General features: G+C 68.2%; 14 protein-coding genes. 3 read left to right on the top strand and 11 right to left on the bottom strand.

Annotated elements, in window-relative coordinates; genetic code table 11:
• Positions 1-501: 501 nt before the first annotated feature.
• The 3 genes from GQ674_RS08200 to prfB form a co-directional block, all read right to left on the bottom strand.
• Positions 502-1,641 (bottom strand): two-component system response regulator, encoded by a 1,140-nt coding sequence (locus GQ674_RS08200; RefSeq protein ID WP_038688550.1) that lies wholly within the window; start codon positions 1,639-1,641, stop codon positions 502-504.
• Between the two features lie 197 nt (positions 1,642-1,838).
• A complete protein-coding gene (gene lysS, locus GQ674_RS08195; protein WP_038688552.1) occupies positions 1,839-3,356 on the bottom strand; it encodes a lysine--tRNA ligase in 1,518 nt (505 codons plus the stop codon).
• A 126-nt stretch (positions 3,357-3,482) separates the two neighbouring features.
• A protein-coding gene (gene prfB, locus GQ674_RS08190) for a peptide chain release factor 2 (protein WP_102100629.1) occupies positions 3,483-4,608 on the bottom strand; the annotation gives its coding sequence in 2 pieces (ribosomal slippage) (positions 3,483-4,532 and positions 4,534-4,608; 1,125 coding nt in all).
• Positions 4,609-4,812: 204 nt separating this feature from the next.
• Here prfB and GQ674_RS08185 point away from each other — a divergent pair.
• Entirely contained in the window at positions 4,813-5,559 is a 747-nt protein-coding gene (locus tag GQ674_RS08185) for a M48 family metallopeptidase (RefSeq protein ID WP_159496661.1), read from the top strand.
• 58 nt (positions 5,560-5,617) lie between these two features.
• Here GQ674_RS08185 and GQ674_RS08180 read toward each other — a convergent pair whose 3' ends face one another.
• Positions 5,618-6,493 carry a LytTR family DNA-binding domain-containing protein gene (locus GQ674_RS08180; protein WP_159496660.1) on the bottom strand — a complete coding sequence of 292 codons (876 nt, stop codon included), beginning with the start codon at positions 6,491-6,493 and terminating at the stop codon, positions 5,618-5,620.
• A 128-nt stretch (positions 6,494-6,621) separates the two neighbouring features.
• Positions 6,622-9,543 (bottom strand): VIT domain-containing protein, encoded by a 2,922-nt coding sequence (locus GQ674_RS08175; RefSeq protein ID WP_159496659.1) that lies wholly within the window; start codon positions 9,541-9,543, stop codon positions 6,622-6,624.
• Positions 9,544-9,681: 138 nt separating this feature from the next.
• On the opposite strand from GQ674_RS08175, the gene GQ674_RS08170 reads away from it, so the two are divergent.
• Positions 9,682-10,740 (top strand): DUF1176 domain-containing protein, encoded by a 1,059-nt coding sequence (locus tag GQ674_RS08170; protein ID WP_159496658.1) that lies wholly within the window; start codon positions 9,682-9,684, stop codon positions 10,738-10,740.
• 36 nt (positions 10,741-10,776) lie between these two features.
• Here the strand turns inward: GQ674_RS08170 and recJ are convergent, their stop codons facing one another.
• Positions 10,777-12,555 (bottom strand): single-stranded-DNA-specific exonuclease RecJ, encoded by a 1,779-nt coding sequence (gene recJ, locus GQ674_RS08165; protein ID WP_201290231.1) that lies wholly within the window; start codon positions 12,553-12,555, stop codon positions 10,777-10,779.
• Positions 12,556-12,690: 135 nt separating this feature from the next.
• Between recJ and GQ674_RS08160 the strand changes: the two genes are divergently transcribed.
• A complete protein-coding gene (locus GQ674_RS08160; RefSeq protein WP_159496657.1) occupies positions 12,691-13,761 on the top strand; it encodes a DUF1176 domain-containing protein in 1,071 nt (356 codons plus the stop codon).
• Positions 13,762-13,812: 51 nt separating this feature from the next.
• On the opposite strand, the gene GQ674_RS08155 is transcribed toward GQ674_RS08160, so the two are convergent.
• The 5 genes from GQ674_RS08155 to dapB form a co-directional block, all read right to left on the bottom strand.
• Positions 13,813-14,733 carry a phosphoglycerate mutase gene (locus tag GQ674_RS08155; RefSeq protein WP_159496656.1) on the bottom strand — a complete coding sequence of 307 codons (921 nt, stop codon included), beginning with the start codon at positions 14,731-14,733 and terminating at the stop codon, positions 13,813-13,815.
• A gap of 4 nt (positions 14,734-14,737) precedes the next feature.
• Complete coding sequence (gene greA / locus GQ674_RS08150; RefSeq protein ID WP_026069738.1) at positions 14,738-15,202, bottom strand: transcription elongation factor GreA; 465 nt, start codon at positions 15,200-15,202, stop codon at positions 14,738-14,740.
• An 8-nt stretch (positions 15,203-15,210) separates the two neighbouring features.
• Complete coding sequence (gene carB, locus GQ674_RS08145; RefSeq protein WP_159496655.1) at positions 15,211-18,453, bottom strand: carbamoyl-phosphate synthase large subunit; 3,243 nt, start codon at positions 18,451-18,453, stop codon at positions 15,211-15,213.
• A gap of 148 nt (positions 18,454-18,601) precedes the next feature.
• The gene (gene carA / locus GQ674_RS08140; RefSeq protein WP_159496654.1) at positions 18,602-19,732 is read right to left on the bottom strand and encodes a glutamine-hydrolyzing carbamoyl-phosphate synthase small subunit; all 1,131 of its coding nucleotides are present in this window, start codon (positions 19,730-19,732) and stop codon (positions 18,602-18,604) included.
• A gap of 281 nt (positions 19,733-20,013) precedes the next feature.
• Positions 20,014-20,754 carry a 4-hydroxy-tetrahydrodipicolinate reductase gene (dapB, locus tag GQ674_RS08135; protein ID WP_159496653.1) on the bottom strand — a complete coding sequence of 247 codons (741 nt, stop codon included), beginning with the start codon at positions 20,752-20,754 and terminating at the stop codon, positions 20,014-20,016.
• Between the last annotated feature and the right edge of the window lie 17 nt (positions 20,755-20,771).

Raw genomic sequence — 20,771 nt, 5'->3', positions numbered from 1 at the left:
ATCGGCACCACTGCCAGCCCCAGCCAAAGGAAGAAAGCCAGCCTGGCGTTGTCCATCCAGTACGGAGTCAGCAACACGGTGGTGCCAAAGCCAAGCATCGCCAGCGCAATGGCCGCGGCCAGGTACCGGTTGCCATAGCGCAGCCCATTGCCCACTGTCACCCACATCACCACCGCATACACCCAGGCCAGCGGCTCGCCCATCTGGATCATGCCCAGCGCGATCAGCCCATAGTCGGCCAACATGCCAACCACCCGGCGCAGGTGCGAACGCTGCGGCCGCCATAGCAGCCAGCCCAGCAACAACAACGACATGCCCAGCCCGGTCAGCGCCGTGGCCAGCACGCCGTGGTATTGGTCCAGCAGATGGTTGCGCGCTCCGGCAAGCAGCACGTACAGCAGGATCAGCGAAATCAGCGCGATCCGCACGACCACCTGGCCGTGCTCGGTATCCGGACGTTGCGCCAGTCGGCGCGTCAGCCACGGGTACAGGGGCTGCATCTCACATTCCCGGGCGGGTCGAGGCGGTCGAGTGCTGGGCGCAGATTTCTTCCAGCTGCTCGCGGCCCTTCATCAGCGCGTCCACGCAGCGCGGGTCGAACAGGCGGCCGCGTTGCGCGTACAGGTAGGCCATGGTGGCTTCCATCGTCCATGCTTCCTTGTACGGGCGTGGCGAGATCAGTGCGTCGAATACATCGGCCACCGCCACGATCCGCGCTTCCAGCGGGATCGCATCGCCGATCAGGCCATCGGGGTACCCGCTGCCGTCATATCGCTCATGGTGGCGCAGCGCGATCAGCGCGCCCACCTGGATGAAGCGGTTCTGACTGCCGCTGAGCAGCTCGTAGCCGATCCGCGGGTGCCGGCGCATGATCGCCAGCTCTTCTTCGTTGAGCTTGCCCTGCTTGAGCAGCACCGCATCGGGAATGGCGATCTTGCCCATGTCGTGCAGCGGCGCGGCCATTTCGATCAGCTTGCACTCTTCCTCGGGCAGACCGAGTTGTTCGGCGATCAGCCCGGCCACGTGCGCCATGCGCTCCAGGTAGGCGCTGGTGCCGGCATCACGGAACTCGATCGCACGCGCCAGCCGCGACAGGGTCTCGCGTTCACGCTCTTCCACTTCGTGCATGCTGGCCAGCAGGCGCTGCTCCAGCGACAGCGCACGCTGTTTGACGTTTTCCGATTGCTGGCGCAGCTGCAGCAGGTTGTAGCAGCGCGCGCGCAGTTCGCGCGGGCGGATCGGCTTGACCAGGAAATCGATCACGCCCGCTTCCAGCGCGGCCTGGCGGATGGGTTCGTCGCCGACCACGGTGATCAGGATCACGGGGATGTCGCGGTGCTTGGGCAGGCGGCGGAACCGGCGGGCGAATTCCAGCCCGTCCATTTCCGGCATGCGGTAGTCGAGCAGCAGCAGGTCGACCGGGTGCGACTCGCACCAGGCCAGCGCGGTGAGCGGGTCGCCGAAGTCGTGCACGCTCAGTTCGGGCGCGATGTCCTCGATGACATGACGCAGCATGGTGCGCGCGGACGTCTGATCGTCAACGATGACAATATTCAAGGCTGCTTCCGCCGTCTTCCTGGACCACACTGGAACATGCTGCGGAAAGGATACTCCGCCACTCTGCACACTGGCACCTTGCATGGATCCGCCTCCCGTCGCGATCGCCCGGTTCATGATCGTAGCCGCAGTGTGAGGCGGACGTCACGCCCGCCCCCTGCTCGATCATTGCCTGGCCATCACGCAGAACTGCCCGGATGACCACGCAGAAACGATACGCGCGCGGCCACGACAGCGGAACCCCGCCCGGGATGCCCGTGTCGGGCACCCGGACGTACGTCTCAGTTTTCCGGACGCATGTAGGGGAACAGCAGGACATCACGAATCGAACTGCTGCCGGTCAGCAGCATCACCAGGCGGTCGATGCCGATGCCCAGGCCGCCGGTCGGCGCCATACCGTACTCCAGCGCACGGATGTAATCGGCGTCGTAGTGCATGGCCTCGTCGTCGCCGCCTTCCTTGGCCGTCACCTGGGCCTGGAAGCGGGCGGCCTGGTCTTCCGGGTCGTTCAACTCGGAGAAGCCATTGGCCAGCTCCTTGCCGTTGATGAACAGCTCGAAGCGGTCGGTGTAGCCCGGCTGGTCATCGTTGGCGCGGGCCAGCGGAGACACCTCGACCGGGTGGTCGGTGATGAAGGTCGGCTGCACCAGGGTGTGCTCGACGGTCGCCTCGAAGATCTCCAGCAGCAGCTTGCCCCAGCCATAGGACGGCTTGATGCGGATCTTCAGGCGCTCGCAATGGGCGGCCAGCGCGTCGCGGTCGGTGCAGTCGGCGGCGCTGATCTCCGGGTTGTGGTGGCGCACCGCCTCGTCCATGCGCCAGCGGCGGAACGCCGGGGCCAGGTCGATGGTGGCACCGTCCCACTCCACCGTGGTGGTGCCCAGTACCTTGCTGGCCACGTCACGGATCACGCCCTCGGTCAGGTCCATCACTTCGGTGTACGTGGCGTAGGCCTCGTACAGCTCCATCATGGTGAATTCCGGATTGTGGCGGGTGCTCACGCCTTCATTGCGGAAGTTGCGGTTGATCTCGTACACCCGCTCCAGCCCACCCACGACCAGGCGCTTGAGGTACAGCTCCGGGGCCACGCGCAGGTACAGGTCCAGGTCCAGCGCGTTGTGGTGGGTGGTGAACGGCTTGGCCGTGGCGCCGCCGGGGATGTAATGCATCATCGGCGTTTCGACTTCCAGGAAGTCGCGGCTGTCCAGCCAGGCGCGCATGGCGCGGATGATCCGCGAGCGCTTGATGAACACCTCGCGCGACTCCGGGGTCACGATCAGGTCCACGTAGCGCTGGCGGTAGCGCTGCTCCACGTCGGCCAGGCCGTGCCACTTGTCCGGCAGCGGGCGCAGCGACTTGGTCAGCAGGCGGATGCTGGTGGCCTTGACCGACAGTTCGCCGGTCTTGGTGCGGGTCAGCCCGCCTTCCACGCCGATGATGTCGCCCACGTCCCAGCCCTTGAAGGCGGTGTAGGCATCGCCCAGGGTGCTGCCCTGCAGGAACAGCTGGATGCGGCCGGACTCGTCCTGGATCTGGGCGAAGCTGGCCTTGCCCATGACGCGCTTGGCCATCAGGCGGCCGGCCATCTTCACCTGGCGGTCGGTGGCTTCCAGCGCTTCGGCGGTCCACTGCTCGGCGTCGGCGAACTCGGCCTGCAGGGTGCCGGCGAACTGTTCGCGGCGGAAATCGTTCGGGTAGGCGATGCCCTGCCCGCGCAGGGCGGTCAGTTTCGCGCGGCGCTCGGCGATGAGGCTGTTCTCGTCGACGGGGGGCTGCGGCGCGGCGGTCTGATCGTTCATGGCGTGGGTCTATGTATGTCGGGGGGAGGTACGGTCCCCGCCATCATGCCGATGGTCGGGGCGGATTGCGAAACCGGGCGCGGCCCGGGCACACCGGATCGGGGCCGCGCGCGGCGGCCCCGACGGTCAGGCGTCGGTGCGTTTGGCACCCACGGCCAGGCCGGACTTCAGGCTGGCTTCGACGAACTCGTCGAGGTCGCCGTCCAGCACCTTCTGCGTGTCCGACCGTTCGATGCCGGTGCGCAGGTCCTTGATACGGCTCTGGTCGAGCACGTAGTTGCGGATCTGGCTGCCCCAGCCGATGTCGGACTTGGTGGCTTCCACGGCGTCACGCTCGGCGTTGCGCTTCTGGATTTCCAGCTCGTACAGCTTGGCGGCCAGCATCTTCATCGCGTTGTCGCGGTTCTGGTGCTGGCTGCGGCCGGTCTGGCAGGCCACGACCGTGTTGGTCGGAATGTGCGTGATGCGCACCGCCGATTCGGTCTTGTTGACGTGCTGGCCACCGGCACCGGAGGACCGGTACACGTCGGTGCGCAGGTCGGCCGGGTTGATGTCGATCTCGATGTTGTCATCGACTTCCGGCGACACGAACACCGAGGTGAAGCTGGTGTGGCGGCGGTTGTCCGAATCGAACGGCGACTTGCGCACCAGGCGGTGCACGCCGGTTTCGGTCTTCAACCAGCCGTAGGCGTAATCGCCTTCGACGCGCAGCGTGGCCGACTTGATGCCGGCGACGTCGCCACCGGACACTTCCATCAGCTCGGTCTTCCAGCCGCGCGATTCGCACCAGCGCAGGTACATGCGCAGCAGGATCTCGGCCCAGTCCTGGGCTTCGGTACCACCGGCGCCGGCCTGGATGTCGACGAACGCCGCGGCGTTGTCCATCTGGCCAGAGAACATGCGCTGGAATTCCAGCTGTTCGACGTGCTTCTGGTATTTGTCCAGGTCGGCGACCACGGCCAGGGCGGTATCTTCGTCCTGTTCGCTGTCGGCCAGTTCCAGCAGTTCGCCGGACTCGGACAGGCCATCCAGGATCGTGGCGATGCCGCCCACGGTCTTTTCAAGGTTGGCGCGTTCGCGGCCCAGGTTCTGGGCGTATTCGGCGTTGTTCCAGATATCCGGGTTTTCCAGTTCCCGGGTTACTTCTTCCAGACGCTCTTTCTTGGCGTCGTAGTCAAAGATACCCCCTGAGCGACAGCACGCGATCGGTCAGATCGGTGATGCGCTGGCGGACAGGATTGAGCTCGATCATGTCGGCAATTAGTGCGTGCGAAAAGACTGTCCATCATAGCCTATCCGGGGCTTTGAGGCCGCAACGGCCGGCGGCGGTGGCGCCCGGGCGGCCCGCGTCAGCGATGGGTGAACACGCCGGGCGGGCCAGAGGGTAGACTCCTGCCGCGCCCGGTGGCCCCCGCCAGCGGTCGCCCCCAATACCACCTACATGGAGCTTTACCCGATGAGGAAGTCATCCTCCGCTGTTCTGCTGGCCCTGGCCTGCTTCGCCGCTGGCAACGCCTCGGCCATCGACCTGAAGTCGCTGGCCGGCACCGGCATGAAGGCCGGCCAGGCCCTGACCCTGTCCGATGCCGACGTGGCCAAGGCCGCCGACCAGGCCTGCGCGTACATGGACAAGGACAACAAGATCGCACCGGCCAACAGCCCGTATGCCCAGCGCCTGGCCAAGATCACCCAGGGCCTGGCCAACGAAGACGGCCTGAACCTCAACTTCAAGGTCTACCTGACCGAAGACGTCAACGCCTGGGCCATGGCCAACGGCTGCGTGCGCGTGTACTCGGGCCTGATGGACATGGCCTCCGACGACGAAGTGCGTGGCGTGATCGGCCACGAAATCGGCCACGTCAAGCTGGGCCACAGCAAGACCAAGATGCGCACCGCCATGCTGACTTCGGCCGGTCGCGACACCCTGGCCGCCTCCGGCAACGCCAACGTCGCCGAGCTGACCCAGGGCCAGCTCGGCGAGCTGGCCGAAGGCTTCGTCAACGCCCAGTTCTCGCAGAAGGAAGAGAGCGCGGCCGACGAGTACGGCTACCGCTTCATGAAGCGCCACAACTACGATCCGGCCGCGCTGGCCAGCATGTTCCGCAAGCTGTCCAGCGAAGGTGGCCTGATGTCGTCGCACCCGGGCTCGGAAGCCCGCGCCGGTCGCATCGACGCGATGATCAAGAAGGACGGCAAGCGCTGAGCTGCCTGACGGCATCCCGGGCATCCGGGGTGCCACGCCGGCTGGCGGCCCGCTGCCGTCAGCCGGTGGCCTGCGCCGCCAGTGCCTGGCGGAACGACGGCAGCTGCCGGCGGCTGCACGGCACCCGCCCGCCATCGTCCATGTGCAGCAGCGCCTCACCGCCGTCCAGGGGCTCGATCGAGACCAGCCGGCGCACGTTCACCACCCAACTGCGGTGGGCACGCACGAAGATCGCCGGATCCAGCCGCTCCTCCAGCGCCGCCATGGTGCTGCGCAACGGATAGTCATGCCCGCGCACGCGCAGGTTGACGTAGTTGCCGGCGGCCTGGGCGTATTCGATATCGGCGGTGGCCACCAGGAAATCCCGGCCCAGCTTGCGCACCAGGAAGCGTTCGGGACGTGCCACATCGGCGGGCTCCACCGTGGGCGCGTCATCGGGCGCCGCCAGCAGATGCGCCTCGCCCTGCCGTCGCCGGCCGAACCAGCTGAAGAAGTGTTCGATCGCCACGAAGCTGAAGAACGCGCGTACGTCCTTGAGGTATTCGTACACCAGCCGCGTCGGCCAGGGTGAGCCGTCTTCGTAGTGCTGGCCCAGCGCCGCATAGGACAGGTGACGGAAGGCCATCATCCCCACCACATGCACCAACGACCACACCACGCTGGCCAGCAGGTACGCCGGCAGCCGCCGCTTCCAGGTATCGGCGTGCAGCGGCCAGCGCTGGCAGCCCCACCACAGCAACGGCAGGGTCAGCAGGATCATGACGACACTGCTGAGCTCCCAGATCATCGGTTCCCACAGGGCCAGGCCATCGCCGCGGCGCTGGGCATCCATCACCTCGACGAAGGCGTTGGCGACCGCAGTCGTGAGCAGGATCGCCGACCAGACCAGCAAACGGGTAGCGGGGCGCCAGCGCACCGGCGTGGCGGGGGCCATGACAGGGTCCATGCAGAAAGGCCGGAAAAAAGGGGCAGACACTGGATTGTAGCCGCCCGCCCCAGTACAGACAGGGCGACGTCACCTGCGTCGCCCTGCCCTGCTCCCTGTCCAACCGCAATGGCGTGCTAGCGCACCTCGAACTCGCCCACCAGCACCGTCTCGGCGTTGTCCTTCAGGCGCATCGTGACCTGCTGGTCGCGCTGCTTGCCGGTGCCCCAGTGCGTGCTCAGGCGCAGGCTCAGGGTGGTGGCGCCGGTGACCAGCTGCTCGCGGCTGCCGAAGAAGTTCGCCTCCACCTTGTACTTGCCGGGCTTGGCATCGCGCAGCGAGAACTGCTCGGGCCCGTAGCCGCCGGTGAAGTCCTGCGACATCTGCCCGCCCTGATAGGTGAGCCGGTTGCCGTAGTAGGCGCGCTCGCCGTTGGGGTCGGTCACCCACAAGTCCATGTCGCTGTTGTCGCTGTCCCAGCTGAGCACCACGCGCAGGTCCAGCGGCAGCGCCCGGCGCAGCCGCGGATCGACGGCGCGGGCATCCACGCGTTCGCGTGCGGCCAGGGTGTTGAGTTCGTCCAGGGCGATCAGCGAGATGCCATCGAAACGACTGTCCCAGGGACGCACCACTACCTCGTTGAGCGCGTCCAGCGCGGGCTGGTACTGGCCGCTGGCCTCCAGCGCCAGACCCAGGTCGCGGAAGCTCTGCGGCTCTTCCTCGCCCAGCCGCAGCACCTGGCGGAACACCGGCACCGCCAGGTCCGGCGCATTGGCCTGCATCAGGCGGTAGCCGAGCACGCGCAGCACGTGGCGGTTTTCCAGCTGCATCTCGGCCAGGTTGGACAACACGCGCAGGCCCAGTTCGCGCTGGCCGGCGGCCAACAGCAGGTCGGCCACGTCCAGATAGAACGCACTGCTGTCGCTGTGCTGCTCGCGTTCGGCCAGGTACAGCGCGTACAGCTGCGCCGGCGCAGCACCGCGCAGGCGGCGGGCATAGGCCGAATCCGGTTCCCAGGCAGCCAGCGTGACGGCGATGGCGCCGCTGTTGCTGCTGCGGCTGCGCTTGCTGCCGGTGACAGCCATTCTCTCCAGATTGCCCCGCGGTGCGGCGGCCGGGGCCATCTGTGGCGATGGCGCCGGCGGTGCGGGCGGCGAAGGCGGGGTGACCACGTCACTCACGCGCGCCTCCATGTAGACCTGGGCATCCGCAGCGGCAACCGCCATGGGGGCGGCCTTGGCCAGCACCGGTTGGGTCGCGGGCGCGCCCTTGGGCCAGCGCGTGTTCCACCAGCGCTCGCGTTCGGCGAACTGCAGCGCGATCTGGTCCAGGCGCTGTGCACGCGCCTGCGTTTCGTCGCCGATGCGCACGGCATGCAGGCGGTCGTAGTCGGCGCGCAGCGGCGCCGGGGCGCGGATGCCATAGCGCAGGTAGTCGTCCAGGGTCTCCAGCACCAGCAGTGAGGTGTCGGCACCGACCATCCCGAACTGCTGCGACAGCGCGCCGATCCGCGCGGCATTGCCCACCGGGTCGGCGGCGTAGCCGGCCAACGTGGCGCCGGCCCAGGCCTGCGCGACCAGCCCACCACCCAGTGCGCGGGCACCGGCCAGCGTGATCCGCTGGGTGTGGTCGCGGCCATCGGCCAGGCGCACCTGCACCTCCACCACGCCATTGTCGCGCTGCACCCGGCCGGATACCCGCACCCAGCCCCGGCTGGCCGCGCTCGCATCGGCCACCAGTCGGTCCACGCCGGTGCCGCGCAGTGCAACTATCTGCGCCGGTTGCTGCAGCAGCAGGGGCAGCACCGCCTCGACCTCGGCCACACCGGACAACACCAACGCCTGGCCATGGTGGGCCCCCGTCCACGCCCGCAGGCGTCCACCGTCGGTGCGCGCGCCGGCGCTGCTCAGCGCGTACAGGCGCTGCCCCACGGCCAATGTCGGCGGCGCCGGGGTGCCGTAGTTGGATAGGCCGTCGCTGACCAGCAGGTACTCGCCGATGTCGGCGCGCGGGGTCCACGCGCCCAGCGCGCTGGCACCGTCCAGCGGCAGGCCGGTCAGGTAGGTCCGCAGCGCGCTCCAGTCGCCGCGCTGGATACGGAAGCGGCGCGCCGCTTCGGCGCGATCGCGCAGTACGGTCAGCTCCACCTCGCCCGTGCCCAGCGCACCGAAGTAACGGTCCAGCACCGCGAACTCCGCGGCCCGGTCCCGCTGGCGCGCCGAACCGGACGCGTCCCACACCAGCCCGATGCGCCCGGGCAGCACCCGCGGCGTGGCCTGCGCCGGCACCGGCACCTGCGCCAGCAGATAGCGCTGCCCCTCGTGCAGGCCGGTGACCACGTCGGGCTGCCGCACCTGCGGCAGCCGCCACAGCACCTGTGCCGGCAATGCATCACCGCGCCCCTGCCACTGCGCAACATAGGCGCCCTGTTCGGCACCGAATTTCCAGGGCGAGGGCTGGATGGCTGTCGGTGCACCCGTGCCCCGCGCTTCCATGCGCAACACCACCTCCTCGGCGCCCCGGGCGAACTGCAGCGGCACCGCCCAGCGCAACCCCTTTGCATCCACGGGCAGGGTGTCACGGAAGGTGAGCACGATCCGGCGGCTGCCCTGGGCCGGGAGCGGGTATACGCGCAGGCGGAACTGGTTACCCGCGGTCTGCTCCAGCAGGCCCGGGTCGACCCGGCGCCGCTCGATGGCCTCGAACACCTGGCGGCCCTTTGCCTTGGGCACCGGCACTGCGTCGCGCAGCACGCCGTCGATGTCCAGCGCGAACCCGGCCACCTGCTGGCCGTCGACCAGCGGAAACTCAAGCTGGCCTTCCAGCACACGGCGGTTGGGGTTGAAGAAGGTCATCTCGATGCGGGTCTCTCCCAGGCCGGCCACCACGCGGCTGTCCAGGCGCACCTGGCGCAGCTGCACGGGCACCTCGGCCCCGGCCACCTGCAGCACCGGCGTCACCGGTGGTGGACGCGGCACCGTGCGCGCCGGTGCCAGAGCTGCCTGCGTGCCCAGCAGCAGCATGCCCAGCATGCCGATCCCACGAAGTGTGCGTTGCATGTGACGCTCCTTATCCGATGACAGCAGGTTGAACGGATCATGCCGGCAAACGGGGTTGAGCCGATGCAAGGCTTGGCGTGTCCGCCGCAGTGGGCCAAGATGCCGCTCCCCCATTGCGTCATTACAAGGATGTCCCGCATGCGCCTGTCCGCCCTGCTCCCCCTGCTGATGCTGGCCCCGTGGCTGCCGGCCCACGCCGCGCCCGCCGCCGTCAGCGGCCTGAGCTTCACCCACAACGACTGGACGCTGGCCTGCGACAACACCCGCACCTGCCGCGCGGCCGGCTACCAGAACGACGAAGACGGCGGCAATGCGCCGGTGTCGATCCTGCTGACCCGGCTGGCCGGGCCCGACCAGCCGGTCAAGGCCGAGGTCATGCTCGGCCAGTACGACGAAACCAAACTGCCCAGGCAGTTGTCACTGCAGATCAACGACACGAAGCTGGGCGCGCTGGCGTACAAGGCCGCGGACGGCACCGCCGTGCTTTCGCCGGCGCAGGTGAAGACCTTGCTGTCCACCCTGACCGGCACCAGCCGGATCGTGCTGACCGGCAACGACGGCAAGCGCTGGACGGTGTCCGATCGCGGCGCCTCGGCGGTGCTGTTGAAGATGGACGAATTCCAGGGCCGGCTGGGCACGCCGGGCGCGCTGGTCCGCAAGGGCACCAAGGCGGAAAGCACGGTGCTGCCGGCCGTGCCGATGCCGGTGGTGAAGCTGGCCAAGGTGGTGCCGACCCGCCCCGCCGATGAAGCACTGGGCGAATCGAAGGCACTGCGCGCTGCGCTGGCCGCATCGACCTCGGCCGACGACTGCGAGGCCCTGCACCCGGGCGACAGCATGATCTCCAATGAAGGCCCGCAGGAGATCACCGTGCAGCGGCTGAGCGCGGACAAGCTGCTGGTCTCGCAGGCCTGCTGGCGCGCGGCCTACAACACCGGTGACGGCTACTGGGTGGTCAACGACCGCGCCCCTTACCAGCCGCGGCTGGTGACCACCTCGGGCGCGGGCGATGACGTGCGCACCATCGGCGAATCGCACAAGGGCCGCGGCCTGGGCGACTGCTTCTACAGCACCACCTGGGGCTGGACCGGCACCCAGTTCGTGAAGACCGAAGTCTCCAGCACCGGGCTGTGCCGGCTGGTCTCGGCCGGCGGCGCCTGGGAAATGCCCACGCTGGTGACCAAGGTGCAGGAGTAAACAGCGGCACCGGTGCTGCGCGCCCGCGCGCAGCACTCACGCGTCGGCGCAGTGCTCGATGATGAGCTGGATCGCGCCGCCTCCGCGATAGTCATCGCTGACCAGGCGGTAGGCGATATGCACGTGGTTGGCCGGGGCGGTGCCTTTCCAGCCACTGAAGTGGATCGCATTGATCGGTTCGGCACGGCCGGGCACGCGCAGGCTGAGTTTCAGGTGCTTTTCCTTCAGCACCTGCCAGCGCGCCACCTGGAAATGGCCGTCAAACAGCGGCTCGGGGAAGCCCTGCCCCCACGGGCCGGCCAGTCGCAGCGCTTCGGCATGGCGGAAATCGAGTTCCCCCGCCGCCAGCTCGCCATCGCTCAGCAGCAGCTGCTGCAACGACGCCGGGTCCATGCTCGACTCGACCACGGCTACGAATGCCTTGTGGAAATCATCCAAGCGCGCATGCGGCAGGCTCAACCCCGCCGCCATCGCGTGGCCACCGAACTTGTCGATCAGGCCCGGGTGCGCGGCATTGACCAGCGCCAGCGCGTCACGGATGTGGAAGCCGGGGATCGAGCGTGCCGAGCCGCGCAGTGAATCGCTGCCCGGTTCGGACGGGGCAAACGCAATCACCGGGCGGTGCAGGCGGTCCTTCATCTTCGATGCCACCAGGCCGACCACGCCGGGATGCCACTCGGCATCGAACAGACATGCAGCGATCGGGCGTTCGCCCTCGGCCGTGAGCATCGCGCGCGACACCGCCAGTTCGGCGTCGTCGGTCATCAGCTGCTGCACCGCGCGACGCTCGGCGTTGATCTGTTCCAGGGTCTGGGCGATCTCGCGGGCCTGGCCGCGGTCTTCGGTGAGCAGCAGTTCGATGCCCAGCGCCATGTCTTCCAGGCGCCCGGCGGCATTCAAACGTGGGCCCAGCGCGAATCCGATGTCGGTGGCGCTCAGCCGTGCCGGATCACGGCCGCTGGCCTCGATCAGGGCCTGCAGGCCCACGCAGCCCTGACCGGCACGCAAGCGGCGCAGCCCGGCAGCAACCAGTGCCCGGTTGTTGGCGTCGAGCGCCACCAGGTCGGCCACGGTGCCCACCGCGACCAGGTCCAGCAGGGTCAGCAGGTCCGGCTCGCGGGTCGCGGCAAACGCCCCCTGTTCGCGCAGGTGGCGACGCAGCGCCATCAATACGTAGAAGATCACGCCCACGCCGGCCAGCGCCTTGCTGGGGAAGGCATCGCCGCTGATGTTCGGGTCCACCAGCGCATCGGCCGGCGGCAGCCGTTCGCCCGGCAGATGGTGGTCGGTGACCAGCACTTTCCAGCCCAGCGCCTTGGCCGCCGTCACGCCGGCATGGCAGGCAATGCCGTGGTCGACGGTGACCAGCAGGCCCGGCTGCAGGTGCGCCAGGTCAGCCACCAGCGACGGCGACAATCCGTAGCCGTGCAAGATGCGGTTGGGCACCGCGTGCACCACGTCGCGCGCACCGAGCATGCGCAGCCCGCGCACGCCCACCGCGCAGGCCGTGGCGCCGTCGCAGTCGAAATCACCCACCACCAGGATGCGGGCGTTGCTGGCAATCGCCTCGGCCAGCAGGTTTACTGCGGCCTGCATGCTACCCATCAGCTCCGGCGCGTGCAGCTGCGCCAGCTTTGGCTGCGCCTGCGCCGCATCGGTGACACCGCGTGCGGCATACAGACGCTGCAGCAGCGGCAGCATGTCGTCGGGCCAACCGGCCACCGGCGCTGCGTGGCGGCGCTGCAGGGTGACGGTGTGCGTGGTGGCAGGGGAAGCGGAGAGCGGCGCAGCGGCGGCGGTGGAAGACATCGGCATCGCCGGGTTGCAGAGAGTGCCGCCATGATACCGGCTGGCTCCGGTAGCTGCTCTGCGGGTACATCGGTCGACACGTGCGTTCCCGTGCATGCGCCGATGCTGGATACTCCCTGCCCGCTTCCACCCGGTTGTTTCATGCCTTTCTCTGCATTGCCGTGGCGCCTGGCCATGGCCCTCTCGCTGGCACCGGTCACCGCCGCGACGGCGTCTTCACTGGGTACCTCGTTCTTCGAGCACGATTGGCTGCTGGCCTGTGACAACACCCGGACCTGCCGCGCCGCCGGATTCAGCGCCGACGCACCGCTGGCCTTCAGCCTGCTGTTCGAACGTGCCGGCGGGCCGGATACCCCCGTCACCGCGATGTTGGGCTACGTGGACGGCGCGCAATACGGGGATGCCGGAGAGAAGACGCCGGCGCCCAGGCCCACCGGCGCGCTGCAGCTGCGCGTGGACGGCCGTGCGCTGGGTGCGGTGGTTCCCACGCAGCCCGAGGCACCGGCCACACTCAGCCAAGCACAGGTAGACGCGCTGCTGGTGGCGCTGCGGCGCGATGCGCCCATCGCGATCGTGGATGCGGCCGGCAGCGCCTGGCCCATTTCCAACCGCGGCGCCAAGGCCCTGCTGCTGAAGATGGACGCGGCGCAGGACCGGCTCGACACCCCCGGCGCGCTGATCCAGCGCGGCACCCGGCCAGAGTCGAGCGTACCGCCGGCCTTGCCCAAGCCGGTGCTGAAGAATCCGCCACCGCTGGCGGAAACACGGCCGAACGATGCGGCGCTTGCCGAACGCAAGGACCTGATGGACGCGCTGTTGGCCGGCCGTGACATGCAGACGGTGTGCGCATGGCAGGAGGATCGGGTGGAATCGACATCACTGGACGTGCACCGGCTGGACCCGGAGCACCTGCTGGCGTCCATGACCTGCCTCGGGCCGGGCTACTACGCGAGCGGGCCGAGCTGGGTGATCCGCGCGCAACCGCCGTTCGAGCCGGCGCTGGTCACCACCGCGCACGTGTTCCTGCGGCCTCCGGACGCGGTGCTCTACGAAGAGAGGGACGAGCGGACCCTGGGCCGCTGCGGGTTCGGGCGCTATTGGGTGTGGGATGGCACGCAGTTCGTGGTGAGCCGCGAATACGTGACCGGGCTGTGCCGGGCCATGCCGGGCGGCTTCTGGCACCTGGCCACGTTCGAGACAGAATTGCGCTGAGCCCTGGCCCTGGCCAGAGGCAGGAACGCCGACCCTCGGTCGGCGCTGCACTCAGGCGTCGTGAAGCTGGACCGGCTTCTTCCAGAAGCGCCAGCGCTGGCCCTTGTCGATCTCAAAGCGCACGCCGTCCTCGAAATCCAGCACCAGCCGACGCAGTTCGCCACGCTGCAACGCCGACAGCAGCGGGCGGATCGCATCGTTGCCCAACTGCTCCAGCGAACGCAGCTGGCGCAGGTCGACCAGCGCGTCCACCTGCTGTTCGCCATCGGCATGCACGCCGGCCGCGCGGGCCAACGCCTGCAGCAGCGACTCACGGCTGCGTACCTGGGCATGCGGGGTCTGTACCGCCTGCGGCAGCGCGCCGCCGCCCCAGAACCACAGGGAGTTGATCGGCCGCTTGCCATCTGCGACCCGCTGCTGGTTCCAGTCATGGGTGTGCAGCACCACCTGCGCCTCGGTCAGCAGCGCGCGCCAACGGCGCCCGGCGTCGCCTTCGGGCAGGTGGGCGAACAGGTCATCGCCGAGGACATCGTCGGGCGTGTCGAACTCGGGAAGGTGGGTGCCCGGCGGCAGGCGCAGGTACCAGCGCGAGGGCACCGGTGCATCGAGGGTGAAGCCGAACCCGGCAAACAGCGGCTGCAGGGCGGGCAGCAGCTGCGCCGCGTCGTGTGCATCGGGCCGCAGCGTGTCGCCGTGGCCCATCATCCGCGCGCCCTGCATGTCCGGGACCACGTTGGCCGGGTCGGCACGCAGCCAGATCGCATCGGCGGCATCGCCCACGTCCAGCTGGCGGGTCAGCGCGGCCACCGGCCAGTGCGCCGGCTGCAGCTGGAAATGCCGCTGCAGCTGGGCACGCTCGCCGGCCTGGACACTGCTGCGCTCGGCCCGCCCCAGCGCCTTTGCCACGTCATCGGGCAAGGGCGCGGCGGGAAAACGGCTGCGGGCCGGCAGCAGCAGCGTCGCGGTGGCCATCGTTTCAGTCCAGGTACTGGACGCTGACGATTTCGTACTCGCGCTGGCCGGCCGGTGCGTCGATGGTGACCGCATCGCCTTCCAGCTTGCCGATCAACGCACGCGCCAGCGGCGAGGAGATGGCGATCAGGCCAAGCTTGATGTCCGCTTCCAGGTCACCCACGATCTGGTAGCGCTTTTCCTCGTCGCTTTCCACGTCCGACAGCTCGACGGTGGCACCAAACACCACTTTGCTGCCGGCGTTGAGCTTGGTGATGTCGATGATCTCGGCGTGCGAGAGCTCGCCTTCCAGCTGCTTGATGCGGCCTTCGATGAAGCCCTGCTCCTCACGCGCGGCGTGGTACTCGGCGTTCTCCTTGAGATCGCCGTGTTCGCGCGCTTCGGCGATCGCCGCGATGACCTTGGGGCGCTTGACCGACTTCAGATGGTCCAGCTCTTCGCGCAGACGCTGCGCGCCCTTCAACGTGATCGGTGCTCTCATGCGTTCAACTCCTTGTGCAGTTCCTGCAGCGACCAGACCGGGCCGGTCCCGCGGAATTCCAGTGATTGCACCAGCGCCTTGGCGCCGGCAATGGTGGTCGAATAGGTGACGCGGTGCTGCAGCGCCTCGCGACGGATCGAGAACGAGTCGTTGATCGCCGCACGCCCTTCGGTCGTGTTGACGATATACACGATCTCGCCATTCTTGATCGAGTCGACGATGTGCGGACGGCCCTCGACCACCTTGTTGACGATCTCGCAGTCCATGCCGTGCTGCTGCAGCCACGCACCGGTGCCGCGCGTGGCCACCAGCGTGTAACCACGCTCCAGCAGCAGCTTGGCCACCGGCAGCACGCGCTGCTTGTCCGGGTCACGCACCGACACGAACGCCTTGCCCAGCGGCGGGGCCTTGATGCCACCGGCCTCCTGCGCACGTGCGAAGGCGGCGCTGAAGCTGCGGCCCACGCCCATCACCTCACCGGTGGAGCGCATCTCCGGCCCGAGGATCGGGTCGACGCCCTGGAACTTGGCGAACGGGAAGATCGCTTCCTTGACCGAGTAGTAGTCCGGCACGATTTCCTTGGTGGCGCCCTGCTCGGCCAGGGTCTTACCGGCCATGCAGCGCGCGGCGATCTTGGCCAGCGCCATGCCGGTGGCCTTGGACACGAACGGCACGGTGCGCGAGGCACGCGGGTTCACTTCCAGCAGGTACACGATGTCCTCGCCGTTTTCGCCGGCCTGGATCGCGAACTGGGTGTTCATCAGGCCGACCACGTTCAGGGCCTTGGCCAGCTCCACCACCTGGCGACGCAGCTCGGCCTGGGTGTCAGCCGACAGCGAGTACGGCGGCAGCGAGCAGGACGAATCGCCCGAATGCACGCCAGCTTCTTCGATGTGCTCCATCACGCCGCCGATCAGCACGTTGCCGTCCTTGTCGGCAATGATGTCCACGTCCACTTCCACCGCGTTGTCCAGGAAGCGGTCCAGCAGCACCGGCGAATCGTTGGACACCTTCACCGCGTCACGCACGTAGCGGGCCAGGTCGGATTCGCCGTACACGATTTCCATCGCGCGGCCGCCCAGCACGTAGCTCGGGCGCACCACCAGCGGGTAGCCGATCTCGCGCGCCAGCAGCAGGGCTTCCTGGTCGTTGCGGGCGATGCGGTTCGGCGGCTGCTTCAGGCCCAGCTTCTCCACCAGCTGCTGGAAGCGCTCGCGGTCTTCGGCCAGGTCGATGGAGTCCGGCGAGGTGCCGATCACCGGCACGCCGTTGGCTTCCAGCGCGCGCGCCAGCTTCAGCGGGGTCTGGCCGCCGTACTGCACGATCACGCCCTTCGGCTGTTCGAGCTCGACGATCTCCAGCACGTCTTCCAGCGTCAGCGGCTCGAAGTACAGGCGGTCGGAGGTGTCGTAATCGGTGGAGACGGTTTCCGGGTTGCAGTTGACCATGATGGTTTCATAACCATCCTCGCGCAGCGCCAGGGCCGCGTGCACGCAGCAGTAGTCGAACTCGATGCCCTGGCCGATGCGGTTCGGACCGCCGCCCAGGATCATGATCTTGTCGCGGTTGCTCGGCGCGGCCTCGCACTCGTCCTCGTAGGTCGAGTACAGGTACGCGGTGCTGGTGCCGAACTCGGCGGCGCAGGAGTCCACGCGCTTGTACACCGGGCGCACCTTGTGCGCACGGCGCAGCGCGCGCACGGCCGCTTCATTGGTGCCGGTCAATTCGGCCAGGCGGGCGTCGGAGAAACCGGCGCGCTTGAGCTTGCGCAGGCGTGCGCCGTCCAGTGCGTCGATGCCATCGGCCGCGACCTGTGCTTCGGCCTGGATGATCTCTTCGATCTGGTCCAGGAACCACGGGTCGATGTGCGACAGCGCGAACACGTCTTCCACGCTGAAGCCGGCACGGAACGCGTCACCCACGAAGAACAGACGCTCCGGGCCCGGGGCCTTGAGCTCGCGCTTGAGAGTGGTGATGTCGTCTTCGTTGGCCAGGTCCAGGCCGGTCGGGTCCAGCCCGATCTTGCCGGTTTCCAGGCCACGCAGGGCCTTCTGCAGCGATTCCTGGAAGGTGCGGCCCATCGCCATCACCTCGCCCACCGACTTCATCTGGGTGGTCAGGCGCGCATCGGCGGCCGGGAACTTCTCGAAGGCGAAGCGCGGAATCTTGGTGACAACGTAGTCGATCGACGGCTCGAACGACGCCGGGGTCAGGCCGCCGGTGATCTCGTTCTTCAATTCGTCCAGGGTGTAACCCACCGCCAGCTTGGCCGCGACCTTGGCGATCGGGAAGCCGGTGGCCTTGGAGGCCAGCGCAGACGAACGCGACACGCGCGGGTTCATCTCGATCACCACCACGCGGCCGGTGGTCGGGCTGATGCCGAACTGCACGTTCGAGCCGCCGGTGTCCACGCCGATCTTGCGCAGCACGGCGATGGAGGCATCGCGCAGGCGCTGGTATTCCTTGTCGGTCAGGGTCTGGGCCGGGGCCACGGTGATCGAGTCACCGGTGTGCACGCCCATCGGGTCCAGGTTCTCGATCGAGCAGACGATGATGCAGTTGTCGGCGGTGTCGCGCACCACCTCCATCTCGAATTCCTTCCAGCCCAGCACCGACTCTTCCACCAGCACTTCGGTGGTCGGCGACAGTTCCAGGCCGCGGGTCACGATATCGACCAGCTCTTCGCGGTTGTAGGCGATGCCGCCGCCGCTGCCGCCCAGGGTGAAGCTGGGACGGATGATGGTCGGGTAGCCGACGCGGGTCTGGATGTCGATCGCTTCTTCCAGCGTGTGCGCCACCGCGGCGGACGGGCACTCCAGGCCGATCTCGCCCATGGCCACGCGGAACAGCTCGCGGTCTTCGGCCATGCGGATCGCGTCGCGCTTGGCGCCGATCAGTTCAACGTTGTACTTCTCGAGCACGCCGTTGTCGGCCAGGTCCAGCGCGCAGTTCAGCGCGGTCTGACCGCCCATGGTCGGCAGCAGGGCGTCGGGCTTTTCCTTGGCGATGATCTTCTCGACCGTCTGCCAGTTGATCGGCTCGATGTAGACGGCGTCGGCCATCTCCGGGTCGGTCATGATCGTGGCCGGATTGCTGTTGACCAGCACCACGCGATACCCCTCGTCACGCAGCGCCTTGCAGGCCTGCGCGCCGGAGTAGTCGAACTCACAGGCCTGGCCGATGACGATCGGGCCAGCACCGATGATGAGGATGGTTTTAAGGTCAGTGCGCTTGGGCATTGTCTTCTCTAAGTCAGTACAGCGTGTCGGGGTGATCGCACGCTGTCGATCAGGAAACTTCCGGGGGTGCAGCGCCGCGCCAAGGGCTGCGGCATTGCAGGGACTCGCGTTCCGTCGCGATGCCGCCGGGGGCGCCGGCGGCGGCGGATCAGGCCTTGGCCTGCGCCATCAGGGTCACGAAACGGTCGAACAGCGGCGCCACGTCGTGCGGACCCGGCGAGGCTTCCGGATGGCCCTGGAACGAGAACGCCGGCACGTCGGTGCGTGCGATGCCCTGGTTGGTGCCATCGAACAGCGAGCGGTGGGTCACGCGCAGGGTGGCCGGCAGCGTGGCTTCATCCACCGCGAAGCCATGGTTCTGCGAGGTGATCATCACCCGGCCATCGTCGAGGTCCTGCACCGGGTGGTTCGCGCCGTGGTGGCCATGGCCCATCTTGACCGTCTTGGCACCGGAGGCCAGCGCCAGCAGCTGGTGGCCCAGGCAGATGCCGAACACCGGCAGCTTCTTGTCCAGGAACACCTTGATCGCCTCGATCGCGTAGTCGCACGGTTCCGGGTCGCCGGGGCCGTTGGACAGGAACACGCCGTCCGGGTTCATCGCCAGCACGTCGGCGGCCGGGGTCTGCGCCGGCACCACGGTGATGTCGCAGCCACGCTCGGCCAGCATGCGCAGGATGTTGAGCTTTGCGCCGAAGTCGTAGGCCACCACCTTGAACCTGGGTGCGGCGCTGACGAACTCGTTGTTGTCCAGGTTCAGCTGGCCTTCGGTCCACGGGTAGGCCTTGTCGGTGCTCACCACCTTGGCCAGATCCATGCCCTTCAGGCCGGGGAACTTGCGTGCCGCTTCCAGGGCCGTGTCCACATTGATGCCGTCACCGGCCATCAGCGCACCGTTCTGGGCGCCGCGCTCGCGCAGGATGCGGGTCAGCTTGCGGGTGTCGATGCCGGAAATGGCCACCACGCCGCGCTGCAGCAGCCAGTCCTGCAGCGACACCTGGCTGCGCCAGTTGCTGGGACGGCGCGGCACGTCGCGCACGATCAGACCCGCCGACCACACCTTGTGGGCTTCGTCGTCCTGGTCGGTCATGCCGGTGTTGCCGATATGCGGGTAGGTCAGCGTGACCATCTGCCGGGCGTAGGAAGGATCAGTCAGCACTTCCTGATAACCGGTCATGGCGGTGTTGAACACCACCTCGCCGACGGACAGGCCGGGCGCGCCTACGGATTCGCCCTCGAATACGGTGCCGTCTTCGAGGACGAGGATTGCGGCTTGGGTCACGGAGATCTCACTTTGGCTACCGATGGGGGCACCGAAGTCACGCCTGCGCTCCACGAAAAAGCGGCTGCAAAAAAGCGCGGACTGCGGTGCGGGACCGGTCCGGCTGTCGTGATTCAGCGAGCGGGAATTGTAAAGGCAAGGGGGCTGCGACGCCAGCGTTTACATGCATGCGCTGACGTACGGGCGCAATCACCGCGCCCGGGGTTCAGCCAGCGCGCCGCTCCCGGCCCCGCTGGGCCGGTCGGCCCGGGTGGGCTGGCCGGCCTGTTCAGCCAGCGCGTTCAGCCAGCAGCAGCGGGCGTGGCACCGGCCAGCAGGTCGCGGACCCGGTAGCTGCCGGGCGCGCGGCCGGCCAGCTGGGTGGCGGCAAACAGCGCGCCGCGGGCGAAGATGTCCCGGTTGGTGGCGCGGTGGGTCAACTCGATGCGCTCGCCCAGCCCGGTGAACTGGACCAGGTGCTCGCCCACGATGTCCCCGGCGCGCAGGCTGGCGTAGTGCGGGTCTGCCCCACCCTTCTGCGCTGCGGCACCGAGCGTCAGCGCGGTCCCGGAGGGCGCGTCCTGCTTGTGCACGTGGTGCGACTCGACGATGTCGCAGTTCCAGCCGGCCAGCGCCGCCGCGGCGCGCTCGACCAGCTCGTCCAGTACCGCCACGCCCAGGCTGAAGTTCGACGCCCATACCAGCGGGATGCCGGCGGCCGCCTGGATCAGCGCCTGGCGTTGCGCCTCGCTGATGCCGGTGGTGCCCGACACCAGCCCGGCACCCCGCTCGACGCACAGTGCCAGGACCGGATCGAAGCCTTCGGGCAGGCTGAAGTCGATCGCCACGTCGAACGTGGGCGCACCGGCCAGTTCACTGCTGGCGAAATGCGGCACACCGTCCACCACGCGTTGCGCCGGCGACCGGCGGGTCACCGCGGCAACGATCTGCAGGGAAGGATTCTCGGCGGCGAGCCGCAGCAGGGCCTGGCCCATGCGTCCGGACGCGCCGTGGATGAGCAAACGAAGAGGGGGAGTGGTCATGCCCGCAGGCTAGCGAT

Origin of the sequence: Stenotrophomonas sp. 364, from assembly GCF_009832905.1 — a bacterium.
GTDB classification, from domain to species: Bacteria; Pseudomonadota; Gammaproteobacteria; order Xanthomonadales; family Xanthomonadaceae; genus Stenotrophomonas; species Stenotrophomonas maltophilia_AP.
Note: the sequence above shows the minus strand (reverse complement) of the source record. Positions and strands in the feature narration are given on the sequence as shown.